This window comes from Sorangium sp. So ce375, from assembly GCF_051473855.1.
GTDB lineage: Bacteria > Myxococcota_A > Polyangia > Polyangiales > Polyangiaceae > Sorangium.
Window position 1 is genome coordinate 4,207,251 of sequence record NZ_CP150335.1, and the last position, 25,093, is coordinate 4,232,343.

At 72.6% G+C, this 25,093-nt stretch carries 20 protein-coding genes; 12 read left to right on the top strand and 8 right to left on the bottom strand.

Translation table 11 applies throughout. The annotated features are described in order from the left end of the window. The first annotated feature begins 158 nt into the window (after positions 1–158). Genes WME90_RS15690 through WME90_RS15700 form a run of 3 tightly spaced genes read left to right on the top strand, consistent with a single transcriptional unit; the run spans position 159 to position 3,702 of the window. Entirely contained in the window at positions 159–1,085 is a 927-nt protein-coding gene (locus WME90_RS15690) for a 1,4-dihydroxy-2-naphthoate polyprenyltransferase (protein WP_437281924.1), read from the top strand. Positions 1,086–1,090: 5 nt separating this feature from the next. After that, a complete protein-coding gene (locus WME90_RS15695) occupies positions 1,091–2,155 on the top strand; it encodes a mandelate racemase/muconate lactonizing enzyme family protein (RefSeq protein ID WP_437281925.1) in 1,065 nt (354 codons plus the stop codon). Further along, positions 2,143–3,702, top strand: coding sequence for an AMP-binding protein (locus WME90_RS15700; protein ID WP_437281926.1), 1,560 nt, complete (start codon positions 2,143–2,145; stop codon positions 3,700–3,702). Before WME90_RS15695 ends, WME90_RS15700 begins: the two co-directional genes overlap by 13 nt. A 52-nt stretch (positions 3,703–3,754) precedes the next feature. On the opposite strand, the gene WME90_RS15705 is transcribed toward WME90_RS15700, so the two are convergent. Next, positions 3,755–4,192, bottom strand: a complete 438-nt coding sequence (locus tag WME90_RS15705) for an acyl-CoA thioesterase (protein ID WP_437281927.1) — start codon at positions 4,190–4,192, stop codon at positions 3,755–3,757. 186 nt (positions 4,193–4,378) lie between these two features. Here WME90_RS15705 and WME90_RS15710 point away from each other — a divergent pair, with 186 nt between their 5' ends. Together WME90_RS15710 and WME90_RS15715 are read left to right on the top strand one after the other, a co-directional pair. Beyond that, on the top strand, positions 4,379–5,431 hold the full coding sequence (locus WME90_RS15710) for a hypothetical protein (protein ID WP_437281928.1): 1,053 nt from the start codon (positions 4,379–4,381) through the stop codon (positions 5,429–5,431). A 206-nt stretch (positions 5,432–5,637) separates the two neighbouring features. Beyond that, a complete protein-coding gene (locus WME90_RS15715; protein ID WP_437281929.1) occupies positions 5,638–6,456 on the top strand; it encodes a lysophospholipid acyltransferase family protein in 819 nt (272 codons plus the stop codon). Positions 6,457–6,473: 17 nt separating this feature from the next. Here WME90_RS15715 and WME90_RS15720 read toward each other — a convergent pair whose 3' ends face one another. Continuing rightward, positions 6,474–7,667: a lipin/Ned1/Smp2 family protein gene (locus WME90_RS15720; RefSeq protein WP_437281930.1), complete on the bottom strand. Its 1,194-nt coding sequence runs from the start codon at positions 7,665–7,667 to the stop codon at positions 6,474–6,476. Positions 7,668–7,817: 150 nt separating this feature from the next. Between WME90_RS15720 and WME90_RS15725 the strand changes: the two genes are divergently transcribed. From WME90_RS15725 to WME90_RS15735, 3 genes are all read left to right on the top strand, one after another. Next, on the top strand, positions 7,818–8,474 hold the full coding sequence (locus WME90_RS15725) for a hypothetical protein (protein ID WP_437281931.1): 657 nt from the start codon (positions 7,818–7,820) through the stop codon (positions 8,472–8,474). A 44-nt stretch (positions 8,475–8,518) separates the two neighbouring features. Continuing rightward, the gene (locus WME90_RS15730; protein ID WP_437281932.1) at positions 8,519–10,672 is read left to right on the top strand and encodes a protein kinase domain-containing protein; all 2,154 of its coding nucleotides are present in this window, start codon (positions 8,519–8,521) and stop codon (positions 10,670–10,672) included. A gap of 135 nt (positions 10,673–10,807) precedes the next feature. Next, entirely contained in the window at positions 10,808–12,298 is a 1,491-nt protein-coding gene (locus WME90_RS15735) for a tetratricopeptide repeat protein (RefSeq protein WP_437281933.1), read from the top strand. 24 nt (positions 12,299–12,322) lie between these two features. Here WME90_RS15735 and WME90_RS15740 read toward each other — a convergent pair whose 3' ends face one another. The 3 genes from WME90_RS15740 to WME90_RS15750 form a co-directional block, all read right to left on the bottom strand. Beyond that, on the bottom strand, positions 12,323–13,075 hold the full coding sequence (locus WME90_RS15740; RefSeq protein WP_437281934.1) for a hypothetical protein: 753 nt from the start codon (positions 13,073–13,075) through the stop codon (positions 12,323–12,325). A gap of 86 nt (positions 13,076–13,161) precedes the next feature. Then, on the bottom strand, positions 13,162–14,499 hold the full coding sequence (locus WME90_RS15745; protein ID WP_437281935.1) for an NAD(P)/FAD-dependent oxidoreductase: 1,338 nt from the start codon (positions 14,497–14,499) through the stop codon (positions 13,162–13,164). 254 nt (positions 14,500–14,753) lie between these two features. Further along, the gene (locus WME90_RS15750) at positions 14,754–15,260 is read right to left on the bottom strand and encodes a DUF2505 domain-containing protein (RefSeq protein ID WP_437281936.1); all 507 of its coding nucleotides are present in this window, start codon (positions 15,258–15,260) and stop codon (positions 14,754–14,756) included. A 337-nt stretch (positions 15,261–15,597) separates the two neighbouring features. Between WME90_RS15750 and WME90_RS15755 the strand changes: the two genes are divergently transcribed. Next, on the top strand, positions 15,598–16,035 hold the full coding sequence (locus tag WME90_RS15755) for a response regulator (protein WP_437281937.1): 438 nt from the start codon (positions 15,598–15,600) through the stop codon (positions 16,033–16,035). A 57-nt stretch (positions 16,036–16,092) separates the two neighbouring features. Here WME90_RS15755 and WME90_RS15760 read toward each other — a convergent pair whose 3' ends face one another. From WME90_RS15760 to WME90_RS15770, 3 genes are all read right to left on the bottom strand, one after another. Next, positions 16,093–18,282, bottom strand: coding sequence for a protein kinase domain-containing protein (locus WME90_RS15760; protein WP_437281938.1), 2,190 nt, complete (start codon positions 18,280–18,282; stop codon positions 16,093–16,095). Between the two features lie 90 nt (positions 18,283–18,372). After that, entirely contained in the window at positions 18,373–19,761 is a 1,389-nt protein-coding gene (locus WME90_RS15765) for a pyridoxal phosphate-dependent aminotransferase (protein ID WP_437281939.1), read from the bottom strand. 58 nt (positions 19,762–19,819) lie between these two features. Continuing rightward, on the bottom strand, positions 19,820–21,640 hold the full coding sequence (locus WME90_RS15770; RefSeq protein WP_437281940.1) for a hypothetical protein: 1,821 nt from the start codon (positions 21,638–21,640) through the stop codon (positions 19,820–19,822). A 539-nt stretch (positions 21,641–22,179) separates the two neighbouring features. Between WME90_RS15770 and WME90_RS15775 the strand changes: the two genes are divergently transcribed. From WME90_RS15775 to WME90_RS15785, 3 genes are all read left to right on the top strand, one after another. Then, on the top strand, positions 22,180–22,515 hold the full coding sequence (locus tag WME90_RS15775; protein ID WP_437281941.1) for a hypothetical protein: 336 nt from the start codon (positions 22,180–22,182) through the stop codon (positions 22,513–22,515). 990 nt (positions 22,516–23,505) lie between these two features. Next, positions 23,506–24,066 (top strand): hypothetical protein, encoded by a 561-nt coding sequence (locus WME90_RS15780; protein WP_437281942.1) that lies wholly within the window; start codon positions 23,506–23,508, stop codon positions 24,064–24,066. Between the two features lie 53 nt (positions 24,067–24,119). After that, on the top strand, positions 24,120–25,034 hold the full coding sequence (locus WME90_RS15785) for an isoaspartyl peptidase/L-asparaginase (RefSeq protein ID WP_437281943.1): 915 nt from the start codon (positions 24,120–24,122) through the stop codon (positions 25,032–25,034). Positions 25,035–25,093 lie beyond the last annotated feature (59 nt).

Sequence of the window (25,093 nt, forward strand, 5' to 3'; positions counted from 1 at the left end):
AGCCGAGAGGGAGCCACGGTCATGAGCCAGGTGAACGCGAACAGGAGTCCCGGACCCGAGGACGTCACGCGCGACGCGTCCGGCGAGGACGTCGCGCAGCGCGGGGGCGATCGCGTCGCCGCGGGAGCGCGCGGGCCCCGCGGGCCGAGGAGGGGATCGTGAGCGCGGCGGCGGCCCCTCAGGCCGCGAGCGCAGCGGCCGTGCGCCCCGGCTCGCTCCGAGCGTGGCTCCTCGCGTGCCGGCCGGCGACGCTCACCGCGGCGCTCGCGCCGGTGATGGTCGGGACGGCCGTCGCCTACGCGCTCGGCGGGATGCGGCTCGGCCCAGCGCTCTCGGCGCTCGCGGGCGCGATGCTCATCCAGATCGCGACGAACTTCGCGAACGACGTGTTCGATCACGAGAAGGGCGCCGACACGCACGAGCGGCTCGGCCCCACGCGCGCCGTGCAGGCCGGCCTGCTCACCCCGCGCCAGGTGCGCGTCGGGCTCCTCGTTACGATCGCCCTCACGCTGCCGTTCGGGGTTCACCTTGCGCTCGTCGGCGGGTGGCCCATCGTCGTGATCGGCGTCGTCTCGATCCTCGCCGGCGTCGCGTACACCGGCGGACCGTACCCGCTCGGCTACCACGGCCTCGGCGATCTCTTCGTGTTCGTGTTCTTCGGGCTCGTCGCCGTCTGCGGTACGGCGTTCGTCCAGCTCGGCTCGGTCCCGCCGCTCGCGTGGGCGGCGGCCGTGCCGGTCGGCGCCATCGCCACCGCCGTGCTCGTCGTCAACAACGTCCGCGATCGCGAGACGGACGTCGTCGCCGGCAAGCGCACGCTCGCCGTCCGGCTCGGACGCCGCGCGGGCGTCATCGAATACGCGATGCTCTTCGCCGTCGCCTACGCGGTGCCGATCGCGCTCGCCTTCGGCGAGGGCCGGCGGTGGACGCTCCTCGTGCTCGCGACGTTCCCGCGCGCGGCGCGCCTGCTCCGGGTGCTGGCGACGACCGACGGCCGGCCGCTCAACGACTGCCTCGCCGGGACGGCGAAGCTGCTGCTCGCTTACGCGCTGCTCTTCTCGCTAGGCCTCGCGGCCCGGCTGTAGGGATCATGCGCGTCGTCGATGCCCGCCTCGCGCCACGGGTCCTGGATGGCGCGCGCCGGGGCCTCGTTCTGGCGCTCACCGACGACGACGGGCGCGTCGGCCTGGGCGAGGCCACGCCGCTCCCCGGCTTCTCGCCCGATACGGCCGACGAGGGCCAGCGCGCGCTCGCCGAGCTGCCGGGGGCGCTCGGCGCGATCGACCTGCCGGCCGAGGGCGCGGCGACGGCGCTCGCGATCCAGCGCGCCCTCGCGCCGCTGTCGTCGCGGCTGCGCGATCTCCCGGCGGCGCGCTTCGCCCTGGAGACGGCGCTGCTCGATCTGGTGAGCCAGCGCCTCGGCCTCTCGATGTCGGCGTGCCTCGGCGGGCACGGGCGCTACGCCGAGGTCCAGGTCAACGGGCTGCTCACGACCTCGGCGGCGCTGCCGGAGATGCTCGAGCGCGCTCGAGCGCTCGCGGCGCGCGGGATCCGGGCGATCAAGGTGAAGCTCCGCTCGCGTGGGGAGGAGGGCTTCACGCGCGACCTCGAGGCGCTGCGCGCGCTCCGGCGGGAGCACCCGGGCGTCGAGCTCCGGCTCGACGCGAACGCGGCGTGGTCGCTCGGCGAGGCGCGCCGTCGGCTCGCCTCCCTCGCCCCGCTCGGCCCGCGCTTCGTCGAGCAGCCGGTGGCGCCGGAGCTGCTCCATCACCTCGGCGCCCAGGATGTCCCGTGGGCGGCCGACGAGTCGCTCGCCCTGGAGGGCATGCCGGAGCGCCTGCTGGAAGCGGAAGGCTGCGCCGCGTTCATCCTGAAGCCCGCGATGCTCGGTCTCCTGGGCGCGCACGCGCTCGCCAGCAGGGCGCAGGCGCGCGGCCTCGACGCCGTGGTGACGCACCTCTTCGACGGTCCGATCGCGCTCGCCGCCTCGTGCGAGCTCGCGCTCGCCTTGCCGCGCCCCCCGCTCGCGTGCGGCCTCGACGCGCACGCCGGCCTGGAGGCGTGGCCCGAGCTCCGGATCCCGCAGCTCCGCGAGGGCGGGCTCATCGCCGCCAGCGAACAGCCCGGCCTCGGCGTCCGACCATGGACGGACTGAGCCTCCTCGACGCCGTGTGCGATCCCGCGATCGCCGCCCGGACGGCGATCGTCCACGGCGGCGCCGAGGAGGACGCGCCGCGCGCGATCGACGTCCCCGCCCTCCGCGTCGGCCCTGGCGGCGCCCTCCGCTTCGGCGAGCTGGCTCCCGCGGTCGCGGCCGTGTGCGCGCGGCTCGCCCGCGCGGGGGTGGGGCAGGGAGCCCGCGTCGCGCTCGTCGCCCCGAACGCGCTCGGGACCGTGGTCGTCCTCCACGCGCTGCTCGCGCTCGGGGCCGTGCTCGTCCCGATTCACCCCCGGCTCACGGCTGGCGAGGCGGGCATCCTGATCGACGACGCGCGGCCCGACCTCGTGCTGCGCGAGCCCGCGCTCGCCGCCCTGCTCGACGACGTCGCGCCGGAGCTCGCCGCGCTGCGCGAGCGCGGACCGCGCGCCGCTGAGGTCACGGGCGTCCCGCGTCCGGATCCCACAGGCGATCTGGCGATCGTCTACACCTCGGGCACCACCGGGCGGCCCAAGGGCGCGGTGCTCCCGCGTCAGGCGTTCCTCGCCGCCGCCGAGGGGAGCGCGGCCAACCTCGGCGTGCGCGACGACGATCGCTGGCTGCTCTGCCTTCCGCTCTGCCACGTCGGCGGCCTCTCGATCATGACCCGCTGCTTGCTCGCGCGGCGCGCCGTCATCCTCGCGCCGCGCTTCGATCCCGCCGCGGTGCTCGCCTCGATCACCCGCGATCGCGCGACGCTGCTCTCCGTGGTGCCGACGATGCTGCTCGCGCTGCTCGAGGCCGATCGCGACAACGTCCTCGCCCGGCTCCGCGCGGTGCTCGTCGGCGGCGCGGGCGCCCCGGAGCGGGCGCTCGACGAGTGCGCGCGCCGCGGCGTCCCTGCGCTCACCACGTACGGACTCACCGAGGCGTGCTCGCAGGTCACCGTGCAGCGCCCGCGCGATCCGCGCTCGCGAGAGCCGGGCTCCGGCTCCCCGATCGCCGGCGTCGAGCTGCGCATCGAGGGCGCCGGCGGCGACGGCGTGGGCCGCATCGAGATCCGCGGCCCGGTGCTGTTCCGCGGCTACTACCGCGGCCCCGAGCGCGCGCCGGAGCTCCTGGTCGACGGCGCCGGTTGGTTCGGCACCGGCGATCTCGGCGCGATCGACGCCGTCGGGCGGCTCCACGTCGCCTCGCGCCGGAGCGATCTCATCGTGACGGGCGGCGAGAACGTCTACCCCGCCGAGGTGGAGCAGGTCCTCGCGTCTTGCCCGGGCGTCGCGGGCGCGGTGGTGTTCGGCGTGCCGGACGAGCGCTGGGGCCAGGTCGTCGCGGCCGCGATCGTCCCCGACCAGCCCGCGCCCGGCGCGCCGGGCGGCGCCGCGCTTCCACCCGCATTGCTCGGCGACCTCGCGGCCGTCGTCGCGGCGCGGCTCGCCCCGCACAAGCGCCCGCGGCGGCTCTGCGCCGTCGCGGCGCTGCCGCTCACCGCGGCGGGCAAGCTCGATCGCGCCGGCGCGGCGGCGCAGCTCGCGACCGCGCTCGCGCCCTTCCCGCCGAGCTAGCCCCGCCGCGCCAGCGCCCAGCGCGCCGCCGGGCGGCCGTCGCTCGGCGCGCCTACCCGAGCGCGCCGCGCAGATCGTCCGGGAGCGGGCACGGCGTGAAGCGCGCGCCGTCGATGCACACGTGCACGGTCTGCCCGATGGCGGCGACCCGGCCCGCCGTCGTCACGCGGTAGCCCACCGTGAACGACGTGTCGCCGAGCTTCGGCGCGAGCACCTCGACCTCGATGGCATCGCCGAAGCGGAGCGGCAGGAGGTAATCGGCCTCCGCGTGGACGAGCGGCAGCTTGAACGCGCCGCCCGCGATCATCGCGGGGACGTCGATGCCTCGCTCCTTCAGCGCGATCATGTAGGCGTCGCTGAAATACTCGAGGACCCGCGGATAGAAGACGATCCCGGCCGCGTCGACGTCCTGGAAGCGCACGGCGCGGCGCTCCACGGCGAGGCGCGGCGCGGTCTGCTTGAGCTCTTCGACGCTGAACGCGCGCTTCATCGCGCTGCAGGGTAGCGCAGAGGCGCCGAGCGCGTCGCGAGGAGCGCGGTGCTCCGCCGCACCGCGGCGCCTTCATTCTCCGGCTCTGACGCGGGCGGTCACATGGGACCGCCGACGCTTCGTCACGTCACCTTCCTATCCCTTTCTGCTCGCCGTCGTCGGCTTCGCAGTCCATGCTCGCCCCCGATGGCTGACCGACGTCCCGGCGGCCTCGGGGCTGGGTCCCGCAGGCTGGGTCGCGCCACCGCGAACGATCGCGAAAGCCGCGCGACGCGATGCTTCGGGGCCCGCGCGCCGCGCTCCCGCAGCGCGGTCGCGGCGCTCGCTTGCCTCCTGGCAGCGTGCATCGCGGCCGCGTGCGACTCCGCGCCCGTATCGACCCCGACGCCGACGCCCTCCCAGAGCCCGCCCGTCGCCGCGCTGCCGCGGCCTGCGTTCGCAGAGGCCCCGACGCCGACCGGCGCGGCGCACGCGTCCAACCCGCTCGGCCTTCCCCCGTACCCGAGCAAGCTCGATCCAGGCCGCCGCGTGTTCACGTTCTCGGACCGGATGCTCGCCGGGGCCAAGCTCGGGTCCACGCTCGTGCTGTACTCGGCGACCGTGGTCGGGTTCGACGGCGACGACCTCATCGTCGAGGGCAGGGGCGGACCGTCGTACAAGGTTCACCCGGGCTACGTCGTCCCCGTCCCCGACGCGCCCCGCCTCCAGCCCCACGCTCCGGTGCTCACGGAGTGGAACGGCACGATGAAGCACGCCGTCATCACGCGCTTCGTGAAGGACAAGATCGAGGTCCGCTACACCGACATGGACCCGCGGACCCCGCTCGCGCAGCTCAAGGGCGTTCGCTTCGTCGTGCAGACCGAGGGGCTCGCTCCCGGCAACTTCGCCGCGTGGAAGGACGGTGAGACGTGGCGTCACGTGCTCCTCGTGTCGCGGCTCGGTGGTCCCCCGGCCGAGCCAGGCGCCGTCCGGACGTCGCTGGCCAGCAGCTCCGCGCGGTGGTTCGCGCTCGGGTACGGCGGCGCCGCGCTGCTCGCCGACGAGTCGGCGCTCCGCCCGCTCCCCGTCAAGCCGCGGCTCAAGATCGGGGCGAACGTCTGGGCCGAATGGGTCGGCGCGCTGCGCCCCGCGGTCGTTCAGGGCGCCGAAGAGGTAGGCCTGTACACCGTCAAGTTCGAGCGCGCCGGGCGTCCGGCCACGGTCGGCTGGGGGCTGCTCACGCCGCCGCTCGGCCCGTAGCTGCACGCCGCCGCGAGAGCGCGTCGCTCGATCGGCCACCCTGGCCGCGGAGAGGTCCCGGTCCGCGGTGAGCGCCGACGCGAGCGCCGTGGCGCGCATCGCTGCAGAGCGGCGATCGGCAGTCGGGTAACGCCGCTTGCGCTGAGCCCTAGTGCGCAAGAACCTACGCGTTTTCGCCCGACATGGAGAGTGGTAAGCGCTGTAGTATGGATCTCAAGAGCGCATGGCTGGCAACGCGCCAGTGGGTCCCTTTCACCCTCAGGACCATGGCGTACGGCACTGTGTCGCTGACGCTGGGCCCCCTGACGCCGCAGCGCGCTGCGAGCCTCTGGGCGATGCGCCGCTGGTGCCAGGCGAGCGCGCGCGGGCTCGCTATCGAGATCCAGGCGAGCGGCCTCGAGAACGTGCCTCCGGGGGTGTTCGTCTACTGCTCGAACCACCAGAGCCTGCTGGACATCCTGGCCCTCGGCGCGGTGCTGCCGGGCGACTTCAAGTGGGCTGCCAAGCGCTCTCTCATGAAGATCCCGTTCCTCGGGTGGCACCTTCGGCTCGCGGGCCATGTGCCTGTGGATCGCACGGTCGGCTCCCGCGCCGCGGTCGAGGCGATCGCGCGGTTCGAGGAGGTGCTCAAGAGCGGCAAGCCGCTGCTGGTCTTCCCCGAGGGGACGCGGAGCGAGGACGGCGTCCTCCGGCAGTTCAAGAACGGCGGCTTCTATGCCGCCGTCCGCGCCGGCGTGCCCGTGGTGCCGGTCGCCATCGACGGCACGCACCTGCTCATGAAGAAGGGCGCCATCGACTCGGGCGACGGCACTGTGCGGATCGTCCGCGTCCGGGTCGGCGAGCCGATCTCCGTCCGCCCGGACGGCCGCGAGGGCGCGCGGGTCAACGACCTGCGCGAGCGCGCCCACGCCGCGGTGAGCGAGCTCCTCCGCTCGATCGGCGGTCGCGTCGAGGCGCCGGCCGGCGCCTCGGCCGCGGCGGAGCCGTCGGCGAGCGGCGCCCTCACCGAGCAGGCGCCTGGCTGACGCGCAGGCGCGTCGGATCAGTCGCAGAGGCTGGGGAGCGCGTCGATCTCGGCGAGCAGCTCGCCGTAGTCGTCGATGCGACGGCCCCCGTGCGTGTCGTCGTCGAACCGATAGAACACGCGCCGCCCGGGCGGCATCACGCCGGCGCTCTGGTAGGCGTCGGCGTCGGTCGCCGTGTTGCCGAAGGCCCACGCGGGCAGCAGCTCCTTTCCGTCGAACAGCCGCTCCAGCTCCGCCGTCTTGTACTCCGCGGCGCTGTCGCCCGTCGCGCCGGTCAGGCCCTGCGTGGTGTGCACGATGCCGGGCGGGAAGCCGTACGCTTCGAGGAAATCGCGCGTGCGCTGGACGAGCCACTCCGGCCGCGCCGTCAGGTACATCGGGCGGTATCCCTTCGACGTGAGCCGGTGGAGCGCCGCCGCCGCGTGCGCGTGCACATCGGGCAACTCCCCGAGGAGGAGCGAGGTGAACTCCTCAGTCTCGGTGCCGGTGAGCGTCCCGTCGACGTCGCTGACGAACATCGGGGCACCTCGCGGGACGACCTCGATGAAGAGATCGGTGCTCGATAGGTCGCCGCGCACGACCATGTGGATCCGGTGCCGGCCCGGACCGAGCCGCTGCGCCGCCGGGATCTCGAAGTAGACGCGGCCGCCGTCGTCGCTGATGCCCTCGACCGCGCGGTGCGCCGAGTCCGCTTCCGTCGTGGTCGCCGAGCCGAGGCGCTCCCACGCGCCGTCGCAGCCGCGGAGCACGTAGATGTCGACACGCTCGTCCTTCAGGTCCTTGTCCGTGATCCCGTAGGCGAACTTGCCGATGATCCACTGCGGGTCATCCGGCGTCAGGTAGAGGTCGCGCCCGCGGTGGTTGGGGCTCCCTGCGCCGGCGATGAGGTACGAAGACGGGTGGTTCCACGCGAGCTCCTCGCCCGGATCCGGCGGCGCCGCATCACACGCCGGAGGCGGGGCGCAGAAGGCGCCCGGCGCCCCGCCGCTCGGACCGCCGCCTTCCTCGCCGGTCGGCGCGCCGTCGTCGCCATCGTCCTGGCCGTCGCCTCCGCCGTCGTCGCCATGGTCCTGGCCCCCGCCGCCGCCCTCCTCGTCGCCGTCAACGCCCCGGCCATCACCGTCCTGGCCCCCGCCCCCGCTGCCGCTCGGCGTCCACCCGAGCGTCGCGTCGGCCGATCCGCAGCCGATCGCGAGCACTGTTGTCGCCATGACAAGTAGGATTCTGGTCTGCATCGGGCCCGAGTGTGACCGAGTCGACCCCTCTCGAACAGCGGCCTTTCCGCTCGTCGATGGCTTGGTGACCGAGCGCTCGCCCCTTGCGCGCAGGCCAGACTCCGGGCAAACGTAGCTGCCCCAACGATGCCCAAGCCCGACCCGAAGGTCTTGCTTCGCCACGCCGGTGACTATCTCAAGGCGCACCCCGAGGAGATCGGGAGGGCGCTGCGCGGCGCGCTCCGCCTGCGCCTCGGCGTCCCGATCGATGCGCTGCGCTATCTGGCGCGGGAGCTCAGCGGCGGAAAGCGCGCGCCGAAGGACATCGAGATCGACGCCGCGCCCCCGGGGCTGCGCCTCGCGCTCACGGTGAAGGTCATGGGCGCGCCGATCCGGGCCTCGTTCACGGTCTTCGCCGAGGAGCTCGACGTGCGCGCGGACGCGATCCAGGTCGGCCTGCGGATCGCCGACCTCAAGCTCCAGGTGATGGGCGACGAGGCCTCGCCGATCGCCGGGCTGATCGGCTCGGGGGCGATCGACCTGAACAAGCCCGGCGATCTCGTGTCCTTCATGCCCAAGCGGCCCGCCGCGCTGATCGACGCGAAAGACGACAGGATCACCCTGGATCTCCTCAAAATTCCGGCCCTCGGCGGGAATCCGACGGTCGCGCGGGCGCTGCGCATCTGCGCGCCGGTGCTCGGTGTCCGTGCGCTAAAGACCAAGGATGACCACCTGGACGTGCACCTCAAGGCCACCCCCTCCGGGGTCGCCGCCGCGATCGCCGCGGTGCGCGCGGGCGGTTGAGGCTCTTTCCGGTGGGTGCCGTCGCCCGCTAGACTTCCCCGTGCATGTCTCGGCTCCCCGAGCCCGCGCCGGCTGCGCTCTCGCTCCAGTTCCTTGCCGAGATCGCGTCGGGGGCCACCACCCGCGTTGATCTCTGCAGGTCGGCAGGTCCGCACCGGCCCGGGGAGCTGCTCGCCGTCAAGCGGCTGCACCCGCACTTCGCCGAGGATCAGAACGTCTCCACCCGGTTCCTCGACGAGGTGCGCACGACCGCCGCGCTCAAGCACCCGAACGTGGTCGAGGTCGCCGGCTGGGGGACGGACGAGCAGGGGTGGTACTTCGCCGTCGAGCTCGTGCAGGGCGTGAGCCTAGCGCGGCTCATGAAGACCGTCTTCGACACGGGCGAGATGTTCACCGAGCGGCTCGTCGTTCACATCGGCGCGACGCTCTGTCGCGGGCTCAGCGCGGCGCACGAGCTCCGCTCGCCGAGCGGCGCGCTGCTCAACCTCGTGCACCGCGATCTGACGCCGGGCAACGTGCTCGTCGGGTTCCAGGGCGAGGTGAAGATCGCCGATTTCGGGCTCGCCAAATCGTCGCTCCGCGTGATGACGACGGCCGTCGGGGCGCGCCGGCGCGTGACGACCTACATGGCGCCGGAGCAGGCCCGCGGGGGCTCCGCCGACAAGCGCTCCGATCTGTTCTCGCTCGGCGTCGTGCTGTTCGAGCTGTTCACGGGCAAGCACCCGTGGCCGTCGTCGAGCGACTACGAGCTCCTGCGGAGCATGTCGACGCAGCCGGCGGCCGACCTGCGGGAGCTCCGGCCGAAGATCGACAAGGAGCTCGTGTCGATCGTGTCGCGCTGCCTCGAGACCGACCCGCCGTCGCGCTTCCAGAGCGCGGACGAGATCCTCGCTCGGCTGGAGGGCTGGCTGCACAGCCACGGGTACCTCGAGGGGAACGAGGAGGCGCTCGGGCGCTTCGTTCGGCGCAACGCGATGAGGCAGATGCGCTGGTTCGAGCGCGCCGTCGCCGGCGGCTTCGCCGGGGTCGCCAAGGCGCCGCGCCCCTCGCTCTCGACCGCGGAGGCGATCCCGCGCCGGCCCTCGGCCGATGCGCGGGGCAGGGGGGCGAGCCCCCCCGATCGGCCCCGCGGCAACGGGGCGGCGCGCGCTCAGGACAACGACGCGACGGACATCGAGGCGCGACGCGGCACGCCGTCCCCGTCGCCGACCAGCTTCACGCCGCGCGAGGCGGACACGGCGGACGACGTCCTGGGCCGGCGCGGACCGATGGCCTCCGAGACGGCCGACGAGGCGACGGTCGTCGTCGGCAGCAACGGCCGGGGGCGCGCCGACCCCGCGTCCTCCAGCTCGGGCGCAGGACGGCGGCGCAGCAGCCTGCCTTCGTACGGATCCATCACCGCGCGGGACAGCGAGCCGCTGCCGGTGTCCGGGAACGAGCCGCTGCAGATCTCCGGGAACGATCTGACGCCCGCGACCCCTGTGGTGGCCGCGTACTCCGTGGAGCACGACGCCGGGACCGCGCTGACGGCCCAGGGCGCACCGGAAGGCCCGAAGCAGCTGCACGTAGAGGTCGACCGCCTCACGACGGAGGCGATCCGCCTCCGCGAGGAGGCGCGCTTCGCGGTCGCGCACGCCGAGCGCAAGCTGGCGCAGGCCAAGGTGGCGGCTCACCTCTCCGAGATGGCCGTCGAGGCGCTGCGCCTCTCCGCGAGCGCCGCGCCGGAGCGCGCGTCGCACCGCCTCGACGAGGCGCTCGCGCTCGAGCGGGCGATGCACAAGGTGATGTCCACGCCGCTCACGCTCGCGCCCGAGACGGCGGCGATGCCCGTCGCGTCGGGCAACGAGCAGCGAGCCCTCCTCGCCCAGCTCGGCCTCGAGCACCTCGCGTCACCGACCACGTCGCGGGCCTCGGACTTCGGCGCGCCCCCGTATCGGCTCACGCCGGCGCCCGGCGGCGCGAGCGCGGCCCCGCTGATCACGGCCGAAGGCCCCGCGAGGAGCGACGCGGCAGGCGCGCCGTCCGCTGCGCTTGCCGTCCGGGTCGACGCGCCGGTCAGCCCGCCCAGCTCCGCTGACGCGGTCGCGTTCCAGGAACGCCTACGGCCGATGCTCCTCGGCGTGCCGCGCACGCTTGCGCTCGCCGTCGCGGCGGCGGCGTTCATGGCGTTCGTTTTGCTGGCCTGGTTCTATTCCTGAAGCGCCGCTGCGCTCGCGAGGGCAACCATGCGCGACGCGCGCGACATGCGCGACGCGCGCGACATGCGCGACACGCGCGACACGCCGAGACGTCGCTTGATCCCGGCGGGGCACGGCGGCTACCGTCCTTGAATCATGAGCGAGCAAAGCGACTGGGTGCTGATCGGCCTGGACGAGACCACGGCGCGCCGGCAGGGGATCCCCGCGCGCATGCCGGTGCCTCGGGGCGAGTTCGAAGGGCTGGCCGACAAGGGGCTCAGCATCGACGCCGCCCGCAAGTGGATCAAGGACTTCCTGACGAACTCCGAGCCCGGCAAGAGCGGCGTCTGGCGCAAGCAGAACAGCACGCTCGTCTCGCAATTCGAGGCCTTCCTCGACAAGGCCCCGGTCTGGGAGCGCGCGCAGAAGGCCTTCGGCGAGCGCGACTACGAGAAGGCGATCTCGGCGCTCAAGCGCATCATCACGATGGATCCCGACGATCACGCCGCGCGGCTGAACCTCGCCTCCGCGCAGGCCAACCTGGGCGATCATCCCGCGGCGCTGAAGAGCTTCCAGGCCATCCGGAAGACGTTCCAGGGCGACGCCGACTACCACGTGGCGGTCGGGCAGGTGCACCTCGCGATGCAGAAGAAGGACGCCGCCCTCGACGAGATGGTGCTCGCGCTCGAGGCGAAGCCCGACTGCCAGCCCGCGCTCGACGCGATGGTGCAGCTCGGGGTCCTCGTGCCGATCTACGAGAACCCGCGCGACGCGGCCTCGCTCGTCTACGTGCGCGCCGACGCGGTGCTCGAGTACCTCGCGGGCCAGTGGGACGCGGCGCCGCGCGACGGCGCCTTCTATCTCGAGCAGCTCGCTTACCACGAGCGCGAGCTCCGCCACGACGTCGCGCTGGCCGCTGCAGAGCGCGCCGTCGCCGCCGCGGGCGAAGGGGCGAACGGCGAGCGCGCGCACCTCGCGCGGATCGCGGCGCTCCGATCGCTCGGGCGCACCGACGAGGCGCTCGCCGCGGCCGAGGGCTTCGTGGTGACGGCGCCGTCCTCGTCGGGCGCGTGGGTCGAGCTCGCGAAGTGCCTGTCCCAGGCGGGCCGCGGCGCGGATGCGCCCGCCGCGATCGAGCGCGCGCTGGAGAGCGACCCCGGCGACCTCGCCGCGCTCTCGCTCCGGTTCTGGCCGAGCGATCCCGCGGACATCCAGAAGGTCAACGAGGCGATCCCCGCGCTCGCCGCCTTCGTCGCGGCCCACCCCGAGAGCGCCGGCGCGCGCCGCTCGCTCGCGCGCGCCGAGCTTGTCGCAGGCCGGCTCGACGACGCGCTCGCGGGCTTCGCGGCGGCCGTCGCGCTCGCGCCCGGGGACGACGATCTCCGCGCCGAGTACTGGAGCGAGCTCGGGAAGCAGCAGCGGTACCCGGAGATCATCGCCGATGCCGCGAGGCTCTCGGACCTCGCGAAGCGCGACTGGAAGCTGCGATGGAACGAGGCCGAGGCGTACGCCGCCCTCGGCAAGAACATCGAGGCGCGGGCGGCGTTCTCGGCCATCAACTTCGACGAGTCGCTGCACGTCGACGTGCGCCGCAGGGCCAAGCGCGCCGTCAAGACGATGGATGAGACGCCGCCCGTGGTGACGTGACGCCGAGGCGCGGGCGGCGCCCGCTCAGAGCGAGCCGGAGACGCCGATGCCGACGGTGTCGCCCGTGACGATCGGCTTCACCGACAGGGAGACGTCGTTGCGGACGAGCTTCTTCTCCGGCGCGGCGAGGCCGCCGATGAACATCGCGACCCCGGCGGCCTGAGCCAGCCCGTCGACCATGAGCACGAAGACGCCGCCGCCCTTCGCATCCGCGGTGCCGATGGTGATGAAGGGGCCGGCGACCGGGATGTAGAGCGGGAGGTAGCTCTCCCCGGTCCCGCCGCTCGCCCTGTCCGCGCTCTCCGCGACGAGCCCGACCATCGCCGAGAGGATGTAGGTGACGCCGAAGGTCACGGCGCCGCCGATGACCAGGCCGCGGCGCGCCCTCTCCTCGACGCGGTAGCCCTCCGGGACGGCCTGCCCTTCTTCGTAGTTCATGACCCTCGGGCCGACCGGGTACGTGCCGGGAGGCGAGGCGTATCCGGGCGGCGGCGCGTATCCGGGCGGCGGCGCGTACCCCGGCGGCGGGCCGTAGCCGGGAGGCGGGTAGTAGCCGGGCTGCTGCTGCCCGTAGGCGGCAGGCGCGCCGTACGGCGCGGGGGCCCCGTAGGGCGCGGGCTGCGGCTCGCCGGCAGGCGCGGCTGCGCGCGGCGCCGCAGGAGGCGCCTGCGCGAAGGCGGAGGGGGCGCTGAGCAGGAGTGCGGCGAGAGGTGCTGCGCTGGCGAGGAGCGCTCGCCACGGGTGCGCCGAGGCGCCCTGTCCGGGATGGCTGTGCATGGTCGATGACGCTAACGCAGCTCAGTCGCCGAGGTCCAGACGAGCGCAAGACGCCGCCGGACGACATGTGAGCTCTCGGGCGGCGCCTATGCGCGCGAGCGCGCGTGCTCCATCGGCTGGCTCATCCTGACGGCGCCGTCGTCTTTGCGCGCCTCGAGCCCCGGCGCGCGGTGCTCTTCCAGGAGCGGCGGGATCTCTCCCGTGATCAGCCGCGAGGCGCGCTGGTAGGTCACGTACGACAGGGCCCACGAGAACAGCACCAGGAAGCGGTTACGGAAGCCGATCAGGAAGAGGATATGGACGAACAGCCACGCGAGCCACGCCAGGAACCCGGAGAGCTTCAGCTTGCCGAAGTCGGCGACCGCCGCGGCGCGCCCGATCGTCGCCATGGATCCCCGGTCGTTGTACCGGAACGGCAGCCGCGGCAGCCCCTGCAAGGTGCGCGCGATGTTGCGCGCGGCATGGCGCCCTCCCTGGATCGCCGCGGGCGCCACGCCGGGCACGGGCGTCCCGTCCTCCTGCTTCACCGACGCGAGGTCGCCGATGACGTAGATGTCCTCGTGGCCGGGCACCGTCAGGTCCGGCGCCACCAGCACACGCCCCGCCCGGTCGAGCGGCGCTCCGAGGGTGCGGGCCACGGCCGACGCCGCCACGCCGGCCCCCCAGAGCACCGTCTTGGCGTCGATCCGCTTGTCGCCGATCGAGACCCCCTCCTCGTCGATCTCGGTGACGCGGCAGTTCGTCCGCACCTCCACGTTGAGCGCCACCAGCTGCTGTCGCGCCTTCTCGCCCAGCTCCGGCGTGTACGACGGCAGCACCTGCCCGGCCCCTTCCAGCAGGAGGATGCGGGTCTTGCTCGGGTCGATGTGCCGGAACTCGCGCACGAGTGTGTGCCTCGCGAGCTCCGAGAGGGCGCCGGCGAGCTCGACGCCCGTCGGGCCCGCGCCCACCACCACGAACGTCATCCAGGCGCTCCGCCGCGCCGGATCGGGCTCGCGCTCGGCCGCCTCGAAGGCGAGGAGGACGCGCCGTCGGATCTCCAGCGCGTCCTCGACGGTCTTGAGCCCGGGCGCGACGGCCGCCCACTCGTCGTGCCCGAAATAGGAGTGTGACGCCCCGGCGGCCACGATGAGCTTGTCGTAGCCGAGCTCGCCGTCCTCGAAGATCACCCGCTTGTGGACGGGGTCGATCGCCTTCACCTCGGCGAGCATCACGCTCGTGTTCTTCTGCTTGCGGAGCACGTGGCGGATGGGCGTGGCGATGTCGCTCGCGCTCAGGCCCGCCGTCGCGACCTGGTACAGGAGGGGCTGGAACGTGTGATGGTTGTGCCGATCGATCACGGTCACCCGCACCGGCTCGCGCCGGAGCGCCCGCGCCGCGTAGAGGCCGCCGAAGCCGCCTCCGATGATGACGACGTGCTCCATGCCGTGGCCCTGGTTCCCGTGCGCCGCCTCAGCAAGAGCCGGAGCCGCTGATCTTCCGTTTCGACCCTGGACGTGAAGGATCGCGTCCTTGCTGGCTCGTTGGATGGAAGCCGCGAGAACGCCGCTCGCGATCCCCTCCTCGCCGGCATCGCCGTCCGTTCGTCGGGCGGCGCGTGCCTCAGGCGCTCCGCCTCAGGCACCCGAGGTTGCGCGGCAGGGGCCGGCCGATCGGCCCCTGCTCGGCGCGGGGCTGGCTATATCGTTCTGCCCTGGGCGATCCACTTGTTCATGAAGACCGCGCTCTGCTCCCACCCTTGCCGCAGCTCCTTTTCGGCGCTGCTCTCGAGCATGCCGCCGACGCCGAACACCTTCGCTTCGATGACGATCTCGGCGATCCGACGCACCTTGTTGTCGCCGATCGCCTCGGCGCGCACCGTGCCTTCGTTGCGCATCTTGTCGGCCAGGGTGCTTGGCGTCAGCTTGAAGGTCCACACCTTCGTCGCCTTGTTCAGCTTGCCCTCTTCGGTGTAGCGGAAGCCGGAGCCGAGCAGCTTCTCCACCGGTCCGGGCAGATTCATCTTCGGCTTTCCGGCGGACTTCCGGCGGATCTCCGTCTCCGTCTCGACCTGCTCCGTGATCGTGAACTCGGGGAAGCCGAGCTCCTTCCTGTAGAGCTCCTCGTTGAACCCCTTGTCCAGGAATAGCTTCCAGAACGTCTCGAGGTTGCAGTTGATCTCGTGCGTGAGGGTGAACTTGCCCATGGGATCCGTTCCTTTGCGGTGCGCGGTGTCGATGACGTCTTCCTCCGCGTTTACCGCAGCCCGTACGTGGCGTCCATGTCTCGGCCGGGGCCGCTGAACACAGGATCTGCGTTGATGATGCGTCCGTCTGCGTCGTGCGAGCCGGGCGCTCGTCGCTTCGATCGCGAGGCGCTGCCGTGCGCTGGCGAACGCGGAGGCGCGAAGCCGACGTCGGAATGAAGCGAAGCCGCGAGAGGACGATCACCGCTGCGCAGGTTTGCGTACGCTCGCTCCGCGCGATGTGAAGCCTGGCGGCGAGCTTCCAGCGCTTCCGCATCCGTGCGAGCATCGTGATGCTGTGACGTGCATCCTCGTCATCGACGACGACGCCGCGATCCGAGCGATGTTTGCGCGCGCGCTCCGTCGGCTGGGCGACGTCGAGGAGGCGAACGGCGGGGCGCCGGCGCTGCGCCGGCTCTCCGCGCGCAAGTTCGAGCTCGTGGTGCTCGATCTCCACATGCCGCTGGTCGACGGCTTCAGCGTGCTCGAGTCGCTCTCGGCCAAGGGGGCCCTGAACCGGGATACGCCCGTCTTCGTCGTGACCGCCGACGAGTCGCAGCAGGCTCGCATCCGCGCGCTGCGGCGGCACGCGATCTTCCTGCTCTCGAAGCCGGTGAACCTGGCCATGCTGGTGTCGCTCGCGGAGTCGTCGCTGAAGAAGGCTGCGTCCCGCGCCACACCGCCGCCGCCGCCGCCGCCCGACGAGGCGCCGCCCGAGAGGCCGAAGCAGGACTGAGCGCGATGTGATGGCCGTGCGGGCTGCCGGGAAGCGGCCCTGCCGCGTCCGACGGCGCTACCGCGGCGCCAGGTCGAGGGGCGGCGCAGCGGGGCGCGGCCGCGACGGAGCCGGAGCGGGAACGGGCACGCGCGGCGGCGTCGGGGCGGGTGCGGTCGACGGGAGCGCAGGCTGGAGCGAGGGCCGTGGCGGAGGCCACCCGGTGACGGTCGGCGTGGGCAAGGGCCCTGGGACGCGCGGCGCAGGGGTGACCGAGGAGCCCGGGTACGGTGTCCCCGGCGCGGGCGCGGCGCCGGGGACGTACGCTGGCTGCCCGCTGGCGAGAGGGGCGGCCGCGTCGGCGGAGGCCGCAGCATCGGCGGCTGCGTCGGCCGGGGCGCCGGCGTCGGCGACCAGCTCCGCGGCGGCCGCGTCGGCCGGGGGCGCGGCGTCGGCGACGGCGTCGCTCGCGGTCGTCGCGGCGGTCGCGGCCGTGTCCCGCGTTGCCGCGGCGTCGGCGGCAGCGTCGGGCGCGTCCACGGTCGGCAGGGGCGCGCTGGGGCTCGCGGAGGGCAGCACCGCACCGCCGGACGGCGGGCGGCCGGAACGCTCGATCCGCACGAACGCAGCGGCCGCGGCCAGGGCCAGGACGACGAGCGCGAGCAGCGCCACGCGGACGATGGACCCTCTCGAAGGACCCTGCGGCGCGCGGCGCTCGGGCACCGACGCGACCGCGCTCGTGGGGCCGCTCGCGTGCGCCACCGGATCGACGTACGCCGCCGGCCCCGCGTGCGCCGCTGGACGACCCGCGTGCAGCGGCGGCGGGCCCATGGCCAGGGGCTGGAGCCCTGCCGGGAACTCGAGCGGCGAGGTCGCCGCGTCCGGATTCGACTTGCGGGTCGCATCCGGGGTCGACTTGCGCGTCGCGTCCGGATTCGACTTGCGCATCGGATCCTGGGCCGCGCGGCGCGGGCTCGTCGGCCCCGGCATGCGCGAGCTCGCGGGCCCCGACATGCGCGAGCTGGCCGGCCCCGACATGCGCGAGCTGGCCGGCCCCGACATGCGCGAGCTCGCGGGCCCTGCCGGGGACGAGGGCGGCGCCGCGTCGGCCGCGCCCCCGCCCTCCGTCGCCTCCGGCCCGTCCTGCAGGATCGGCAGCATCGAGATGCGCCGGAGCATCACCTCGGTCGCGTCCTCGGGGCGCGAGGCCTGCGGCTTCTGGGGGTGGGCGCGCTCGGCGAGGATCCGATCGAGCTCGTCGATCGCCTGATCGATCCGCTCCTTGCGCGCCTCCGCGACCCCGGGGAGCAGATCGCGCACGAGCTGGCCCACCTGCTTGTCGGTGTAGCTCTCGCGGACCGCGGCGCTCACCTGCTCGAGATCGCGGCGCAGCTCTGCGGCCGTCTGGTACCGCTCGTTCGGGTTCTTGGCGAGCGCCCGCATGATGATGCGATCGAGCTCCGGGTGGACCTCGGGCATGATCTCGCGCGGCGGCTGCGGGTTGCGGTTGGCGATCTGCTGCATCGCCTCCAGCGGGCCCTTGCCGCGGAACGGCGTGTGGCCCGTCACGAGGAGGTAGAGCAGCACGCCCATCGAGAACAGATCGCTGCGGCGATCGAGCGTCCCGCCCATGACCTGCTCGGGCGAGAAATACCCCGTCTTGCCCTTGATCGCGCCGACGCGGCTCGTCTGCGCGCGGGCCCGCGTCTTCGCGACGCCGAAGTCGACGACCTTGACCATGCCGTCGAACGTCACCATCACGTTCTCCGGCGTGACGTCGCGGTGGATCAGGTTGAGGAGCTCCCCCGTGTCGTCGCGGACCTCGTGCGCCGCGTGCAGCCCGGCGCACGCGGCGATCATCACGTGGAGCACCCAGCCGAGCGGCAGGAGCGCGCGCTTCGCCTTCTGGTTCGAGAAGATCTTCGCGATCGGGGCGCCGTCGATCCACTCCATCGCGAGGTAAGGTCGATCGCGGACCTCGCCGTACGCGAGGATGTGCACAACGTTCGGGTGGAGGATCCGCGACGCCGTGCACGCCTCGTCGAGGAACATCGCCCGCGCGTCGTCATCGCCGCGCATCGCGTCCGACAGCAGCTTGACGGCGACGATCTGGACGGAGCCGTTGGGCCGCCTGAGCCGCGCGGCCCACACGGCGGCCATGCCGCCCACGGCTGCAGGGAACAGCAGCTCGTAGGGGCCGATCGTATCGCCCGGCTGGAAGTTACCGGGGTCGTCGTCGTTCCAATCACTCCACGGATCTTTGGCCACGCGCTCCCCCACCATGTCGGAAGACGTGCAGCGCGACAAGACCTGGCGCTCGGCCCCGTCTTCCTGCTCTCCTGCGGGGCGCCGCCGGTGTCAGGCCCGGCGACGCTCGCCTACCATGCGCTCGAGCCGCCCGAGCGCCCGGACGAGGACGTCCTCGCTCGGGCCGAACGAGAAGCGGACGTGGTGACGGAACCGCGACGGCCGCCCCGCCCGGCGCTTGCCCGGGTTGACGTCGAAGAATTCCCCCGGCACGACGATGATCCGCTCCCCGAGGGCCGCCCGGAAGAAGCCGTGGCCGTCGGAGAGCCCCGGCGGCAGGTCCGCGACCGAGCCCCAGACGTAGAACGTGCCCTCGGGCTCCGCGTCGATGGTGACGCCGATCCTGCGCAGCCCGTCGATCATGAGCTCGCGTTTGCGCGAGAACGTCCGGTGGATGGCCGTCGTCTCGGCGCGGGTGTGCTCGATCGTGAGCAGCTCTGCCGCGGCGCGCTGCATCGGCTTGGAGCCGCCGCCGTCGAGGAAGCTGCCCGCGCTCGCCACCGCCTCGATGACCTCGCGCGGCCCGAGCGTCCAGGTGACGCGCCAGCCGGGGTAGCGCCAGTTCTTCGTCAGGCCGTCGAAGATCACGACCGGATCGCGGTCGACCTCCTCGACGTAGCGCGCCGCGCTCTCCATCGGGGCGACGCCGCCCATCCCGTAGACGTAGTGCGAGTAGAACTCGTCGAGCAAGAGCGCGCAGTCGAGCTCCTTCGCGGTTCGGACCCAGGCGGCGAGCTCCTCGCCGCGCACGTGCTTCCCGGTCGGGTTGCAGGGGTTCGAGGCGAGGATCGCGCTCAGGCCGCGGCCCAGGATCTCGCGGCGCAGGTCGCCGACAGAGAACGAGTAGCCCCGCTCGCCCTCGAGCAGGATCGGGATCGGCGAGAACAGCCGGAAGACGTCGAGCAGCTCCTCGTACGCGGTGTAATCGGGCAGGAAGTGGCCGAGGTTGATCTGCCCGAGCGCCGCCGCGGCGCGGGTGAGGGCGATGCGGCCGCCGCCCGACACCGCGACGTTCTCGGCCGTGTAGCGCGACGGCATGCCCCGCCGGTACGCGCGGTTGTAGAGCGAGGCGATCGCCTCGCGCAGCTCCCAGAGGCCGGCCACCGGCGCATACTCCTGGTCGTCTCCGGCGATCGGCACCGCGGCGCAGCGCGCGGGCGAGCCCGGGAGCTGGCCCGTCTCCGGCTGGCCCTGCCCGAGGTTGCACCAGCCGTCCGGCCCCTCTTCAGCTCCTGGCTTGAACCCCAGGCGCGCGGCCTCGGTCGTCACGTAGATGACGCCCGTCCGCGGGACCTTCCGGAAGGCGTGGACCGCCCGCTCGTCGCCGCGCGGCGGCGGCGGCGTCCCCCGGTCGGCCGCCGCACCGGGATCGCTGGGACGGGCGTTGTCCCCGTGGAGGTCGTCTCGCTCCTCAGGATGCTCTCGCTCTACTTCTGTCATCGTTCGCTTCCAGGCATGGGAGGCGCTGCCGTGGTGGCCCAGCGCGGGGGCGAGCGCCTCAGGCCTGCTGGGCCGTCGGCTTTCCGCCCTCCTCGCTCGCCGGCTCGGGCTGCCGCGCCCACGGCATCGTCTTACCCGAGAAGATCCAGAGCAGGTAATAGCAGAAGGCGAGTGAGACCGCGGTGAGCACCGTGTACTTGTCGTCGTTGTAGTTGAACGTGATCCAGATGAACTGGCTGAGCGCTGCCAGGCCGAACAGGGGCACCTCGATCTGGCGTTTCACCCGGGTGAGCGGCGCGCTCAGGATCATGAATGAATAGTAATAACAGGTGAGCTGCGAGAGCAGGATGACGAAGATCTGGGCGAGGCACTGGGCCACCCACAGCGAGCGGACCCGCCGGCACACGTAGACGAAGCCCGCCAGGGTCACGGCGATGACGCCGTAGGCGATCCAGCGGTATTTCGCGTAGCGCTCGTTGCGCATCCGCTTCCAGACCTCGAACGGATCGACGAGCTTCGTGTCCTTCGTGTACTTCATGCGGCCGGACTCGACGCCCGTGCCGGGCTCATGGCTGATGAGCACGCGGAGGCCCATGTGGTTCGTCAGTGGCGTCTGATCGTGCACCTTGAGCGTGTGCTCGTAGAACTGGCGGTACGAGTCCGTGCCGGAGACCTTCATGCTCACCGGGACGAGCACGGCGGCCGCGAGGACACCGCCGATCAGCACCTGCACGTGCGACCTCGCCATGCGTTTGTGGCGGACGAGGTGAATCCCGGCGACGGTGAGCCAGCCGATCACCGGCAGGCCCGGGAAGATGCGCAGGAGGCCCGCGTAGACCATGCTCGCGCCCGCGAGCTTGAAGTAGCGCTTCCGGATCAGGCAGGCGGAGAGGACAAGGTAGAAGAGCCAGTCCTGCCGGAGGAACGCGCCGCCCGTCCAGTAGAACGGCGCCGACGACTGGCAGCCCCAGAAGATCGCCGCGACGGCGAAGACCCTCCACCCGAAGGCCCAGTAGAGGGCGGCGAACATCCCGAGCAGATAGAAAATATCGAAGCTGGCGAGGAACTGGAGGTAGCGGGTGCTGGCCGGCTGGAGCTCCGCCCAGAACTTGCCCATGATCGTCCAGACCGGCGGCGGGTTGTAGCCGTGGTCTTTCTGCATGTCCTCCCAGTAGCCCTTGTCCGAGGCCGTCCGGAAGAACTGCACGTCCGCCTTGAACAAATCCCAGCGCTCCGGGGAGAAGTGCGCCTTGCAGATCTCGGGCTTGCCGAGCACCTCGCTCGCCGGCATGAGGAGGTTGTCGCCGCCGAGGTTCCGGATCTTCTTATCCGGGTGGCGGACCTCTTTCGACATGTCCAGCTTGACCGGCCGCCCCGTGTCCTCGTTCGTGTACGTGACGAGCCCGAGCTCGTCCTGCGCGATCAGCGCGCACTTGTAGAGGCCGTCGTACCCCATCTCGGGGAAGTACTTGGCGCCCATGTAATAATGGAACTGATCCCAACGGTGGTAATACTTGGGATAGCCGAAGCGGAAGCCGTTGAAGTACGCAATGATGGCGGCGACCCCGAGCGCCACGCCGGCGAACCGCTTCCAGCGCTCCGCGATCGGCCGGCGCATCCCCTCGCGGTGCGTCTCGTAGAAGACGCAGAGCGCGGCGCCCATCGCGATCAGCACCTTCGCCATGTCGACGGCGCGGGCGTGCTCGTCGATGTACCGGTCCAGGCCATAGAAGAAGAGCGCGACGCCCGCGACGACCGCGCCGTACCGCGCGATCAGGCGGTACCGCGCCGGGGCGAACGAGTTGACCGCGTACGCGGCGCCGAAGTAGGCGCAGAGCGCGGTGACGATCTCGATGACTTGTTGTGACGTGAGCTTCATTGCCTGCGGTTCGGGATCGGGATCGAAGTGAAGCGGGATGCGCCGGCGGGCCTCTGCTTCGGCCCGCTGCGGCAGCGCGCCCGGCGGCGAGCGCGGCTGCCGCCGCCCTGACCCGCCGCTGCGGGCTGGAGTCCGTCGGCCGGGGCAACGCCGTAGGTGCAGGGCGCACCCCGTCCCGGACGGGCTCCACAGGGGGAGGCGGGGCCACCTTAGCCGAAATCCCGGGAGTGTGGCGCTCTCGTTGTGGGCACCATGGACATCGCCGAGCGTACCCAGGTGCCGCATGTGACCTGGGCGGAGCCATGTCGGCTCGACGTGCTGCGCAATTGAGCGGGCTTCCTCCGCCGAGCAGAGCTCGTGTATCGTCTCCCCTCGTGTCGAACGACAGTTTCTCTTCCGCTTCTCCGGGGGGCTCGGAGCGAGAGGGGGCCCGTGGCCCCTACGGTTTTCTCGTCCGGGTTGACGGCGCGCCGCCGCTCTGGTGCCGCGAGGTGCGGGGCTTCCACCGCGCCGCGGTAGCCGCGGCCGATCCTGACGCGATGCCTCCTGCGCAGCTCGTGCTCGTCGGCCTCGACGAGGCGGCGCGCGCGTGGCTCGCGTCGTGGGCCGAGGACAGCGAGCGGGTGCGGCGCACGATGACGATCCGCAGGCTGCTCGACGACCGGGAAGCCACCGCGGTCGTGACGCTGGCGTCCTACGGCTACGGGGTCAACACCGCGCTCGCCGTGGAGTCGGTCGTGGTGCCCGGGGGCGACGGCCCGGCGGCCATCCTGCGCAGCGGCGTCCACACGAAGGAAGAGATCGAAGCGATGCTCGCGGTCCTCGCCACGGCGCTGCCGGAGGGCGAAGAGGCGAGCTGGTTCGCGCACGTCTGACGGGCGCGCGGCCCGCCTCGGGCGACGGCGCCAGCAGCGGAGGTCAAGGGGAATAGGCCCGCCGCGCGACCGTCCTCGCCGGCGTTCCGTCGGACGTGATCCGGTGACCGCGCGCTTGCGTCCGGCACGTCGCCATCGCCGAAGCGCGCAGCGCCCTGTCTTGCCGAGGCGCCGTGCGCCTCGCCTGCCTGGCCGCTGCGAGTGACGCGACGCCCGCCTGGCCGCGTCGAGCGACGCATGGCCTGGCTGTGCGCGCGCGCGCGCAGCCAGGCATGCGCACAAAACAGACGCCGTGGCGTGTGTGGGGCGTGGGTGCACAAGACATGGATGGACTGGAAGAGAATCGCTTTCGATGTTTCGGTGCGTGAGCCCCTTGCTCGCCTGAACAGCAGTGATACGCTGGTCCTCGGCCTCGGACGGAGCATCAGCTCCAGGATGGTCCTGCCGTGGAGCACCACGGTGCTGGGGTCGACACCAGATCGGCGGGCTCTCCGCTGATCCGCAATCGAACACCCTTGCCATGCCGGACGATCTCTTTCGATCCGGCGCAGGGTGCCGGCGCGCCGGAGGAGGGATGGACACCATGCACAGTACCAGTGGCTCTTCTATACCGGAGGCTGGGAACAGCTGACCCTCGTGGAGCGTGGAGGCAGGGTCATCAGGGCCTTGCAAGACGCGTCCGCGCTCGGCCAGGTCCGGCGCCCAACAACCTGTTGATTGCCATCGCGACCTCCGCGAGGCCGGCAGAGAGGGAATCGTGGGAGACTCAGGTCTTCCGGCAACGATTCTCACCGGTGCTCCGGGGTGCAATGATCGTCGTGATGGGGCAGGGGAGGCGCCGCACAGGCGGGATCAAGCGGGGTCCAGAAGGCCTCCGGTAGAGGCCCACGGGACGGGTCGGGTGCGAGCAAAGCACCCGGCCCGTTTTTATTTCCATTGCCTGCGAGCGCTTTTTTGTCCTGCGCAGCGCCCGTCTGGTACGCGGGGGCGATGCGGATGCTGTTGCTCGCGCTGCTGCCGGCGTTGCCATTGCTCCCGGCGTGCGCCGACGTCTTCGGGGATCGGGAGGCGCCGGAGCTGGGGACCGCGCTCGGCGCGTTCCACGTGGTCGGGACGCAGACGGCGAACACGTGCGGAGAGGGGGCGCTCGGCGCGCTGCGCCTGTGGGAGTTCGACGTCGAGCTCGCGCGCGGCGACGGCGCCCTGTACTGGGACAACGGCGCCAGCGTGATCGAAGGCGTCATCGACGAGGACCTCGTGAGCTTCTCGATCGACGGGCGCTTGGTGGTGGACATGCGCGCCGGCGACGCCCCGCCGGGGCCGCCGTGCTCCGTCGAGCGACGCGACCGGGCGCTCGGGGAGCTCGGCGGCGAAGGGGACGACGTCGCGGGGTTCAAGGCGAGGCTGTCGTACGAGTTCGTGCCCACGGCAGGGTCGCGGTGCGGGGACCTCGTCGCCGGAGAGCTCAGCGTCGCGCCGGTCTTCGCGGCGCTGCCGTGCGGGATGGCCTACGAGCTCAAGGCCAAGCGGCGCAGCCTGCCGCCCGAGTGAGCGTCGGGTCGGCGTGGACCTCCGGGCGCGCGCCAGGGTAGGGTGCCGCGATCGTGAAGTACGTCATCCATTCTCTGGGCGGGCGCGGCGGGAGGCGCTCCGTCGTGGTCCACGGCGGCGCGGGCAACGTCGCTCCGGAGCGGCGGCCGCTCCATGCGGCGGGGTGTCTCCGGGCGGCGCGCGAGGGAGCGCGCGTGCTCTCCGAGGGAGGGAGCGCGCTCGACGCGGTCGAGCGCGCGGTGCGCGTCCTCGAGGACGATCCGCTCTTCAACGCGGGCACGGGCGCGGTCCTCAACGAGGAGGGCCACATCGAGCTCGACGCGTCGATCATGGAGGGCCGCGGGCTGCGGGCCGGCGCGGTCTGCGCGCTCTCGGATTTCGCCGAGCCGATCGCGATCGCGCGCGCCGCCCTGGAGGACGGCCGGCACGTGCTGTACGCCGCGCACGGCGCCGCGCGGTTCGCGCGGCTGAAGGGGTTCTCGCCCGTGGGCGAGGCCGCGCTCATCACGGACGCCGCCCGGGAGGCGCTCGCCGCGGCCCAGCAGGGCATCCGCGCGACCTCGTGGGCGGGCAACACGGTCGGCGCCGTGGCAATCGACGAGAGCGGGCTCACCGCCGCGGCGACGAGCACGGGCGGCACGGTGAACAAGCGGGTCGGGCGGGTGGGGGACTCGCCCCTCATCGGGGCCGGGACGTACGCCGACGACGAGGCCGGCGCCGTGTCGACGACCGGCCACGGCGAGGGGATGATCCGGCTCGCCGTGGCGCACTCGGCCGTGGAGCGGATGCGCGCGGGCATCGGCGCCGCCGACGCGGCGAGGGCGATCATCGCGCACCTGGCGGAGCGCCTCGACATGACAGGGGGCATCATCGCGCTGGATCAGGCCGGGCGGTTCGGGCTGGCGCGGTCGACCGAGACCATGTCATGGGCGGCGGTCGGCGACTGGGGTGAGGAGAGCGGGGTTTGAATTGGCTTTACAGGGCGCCTCCATTATTCCATAGTCACTGTTCATCGCATGGCGCCCCG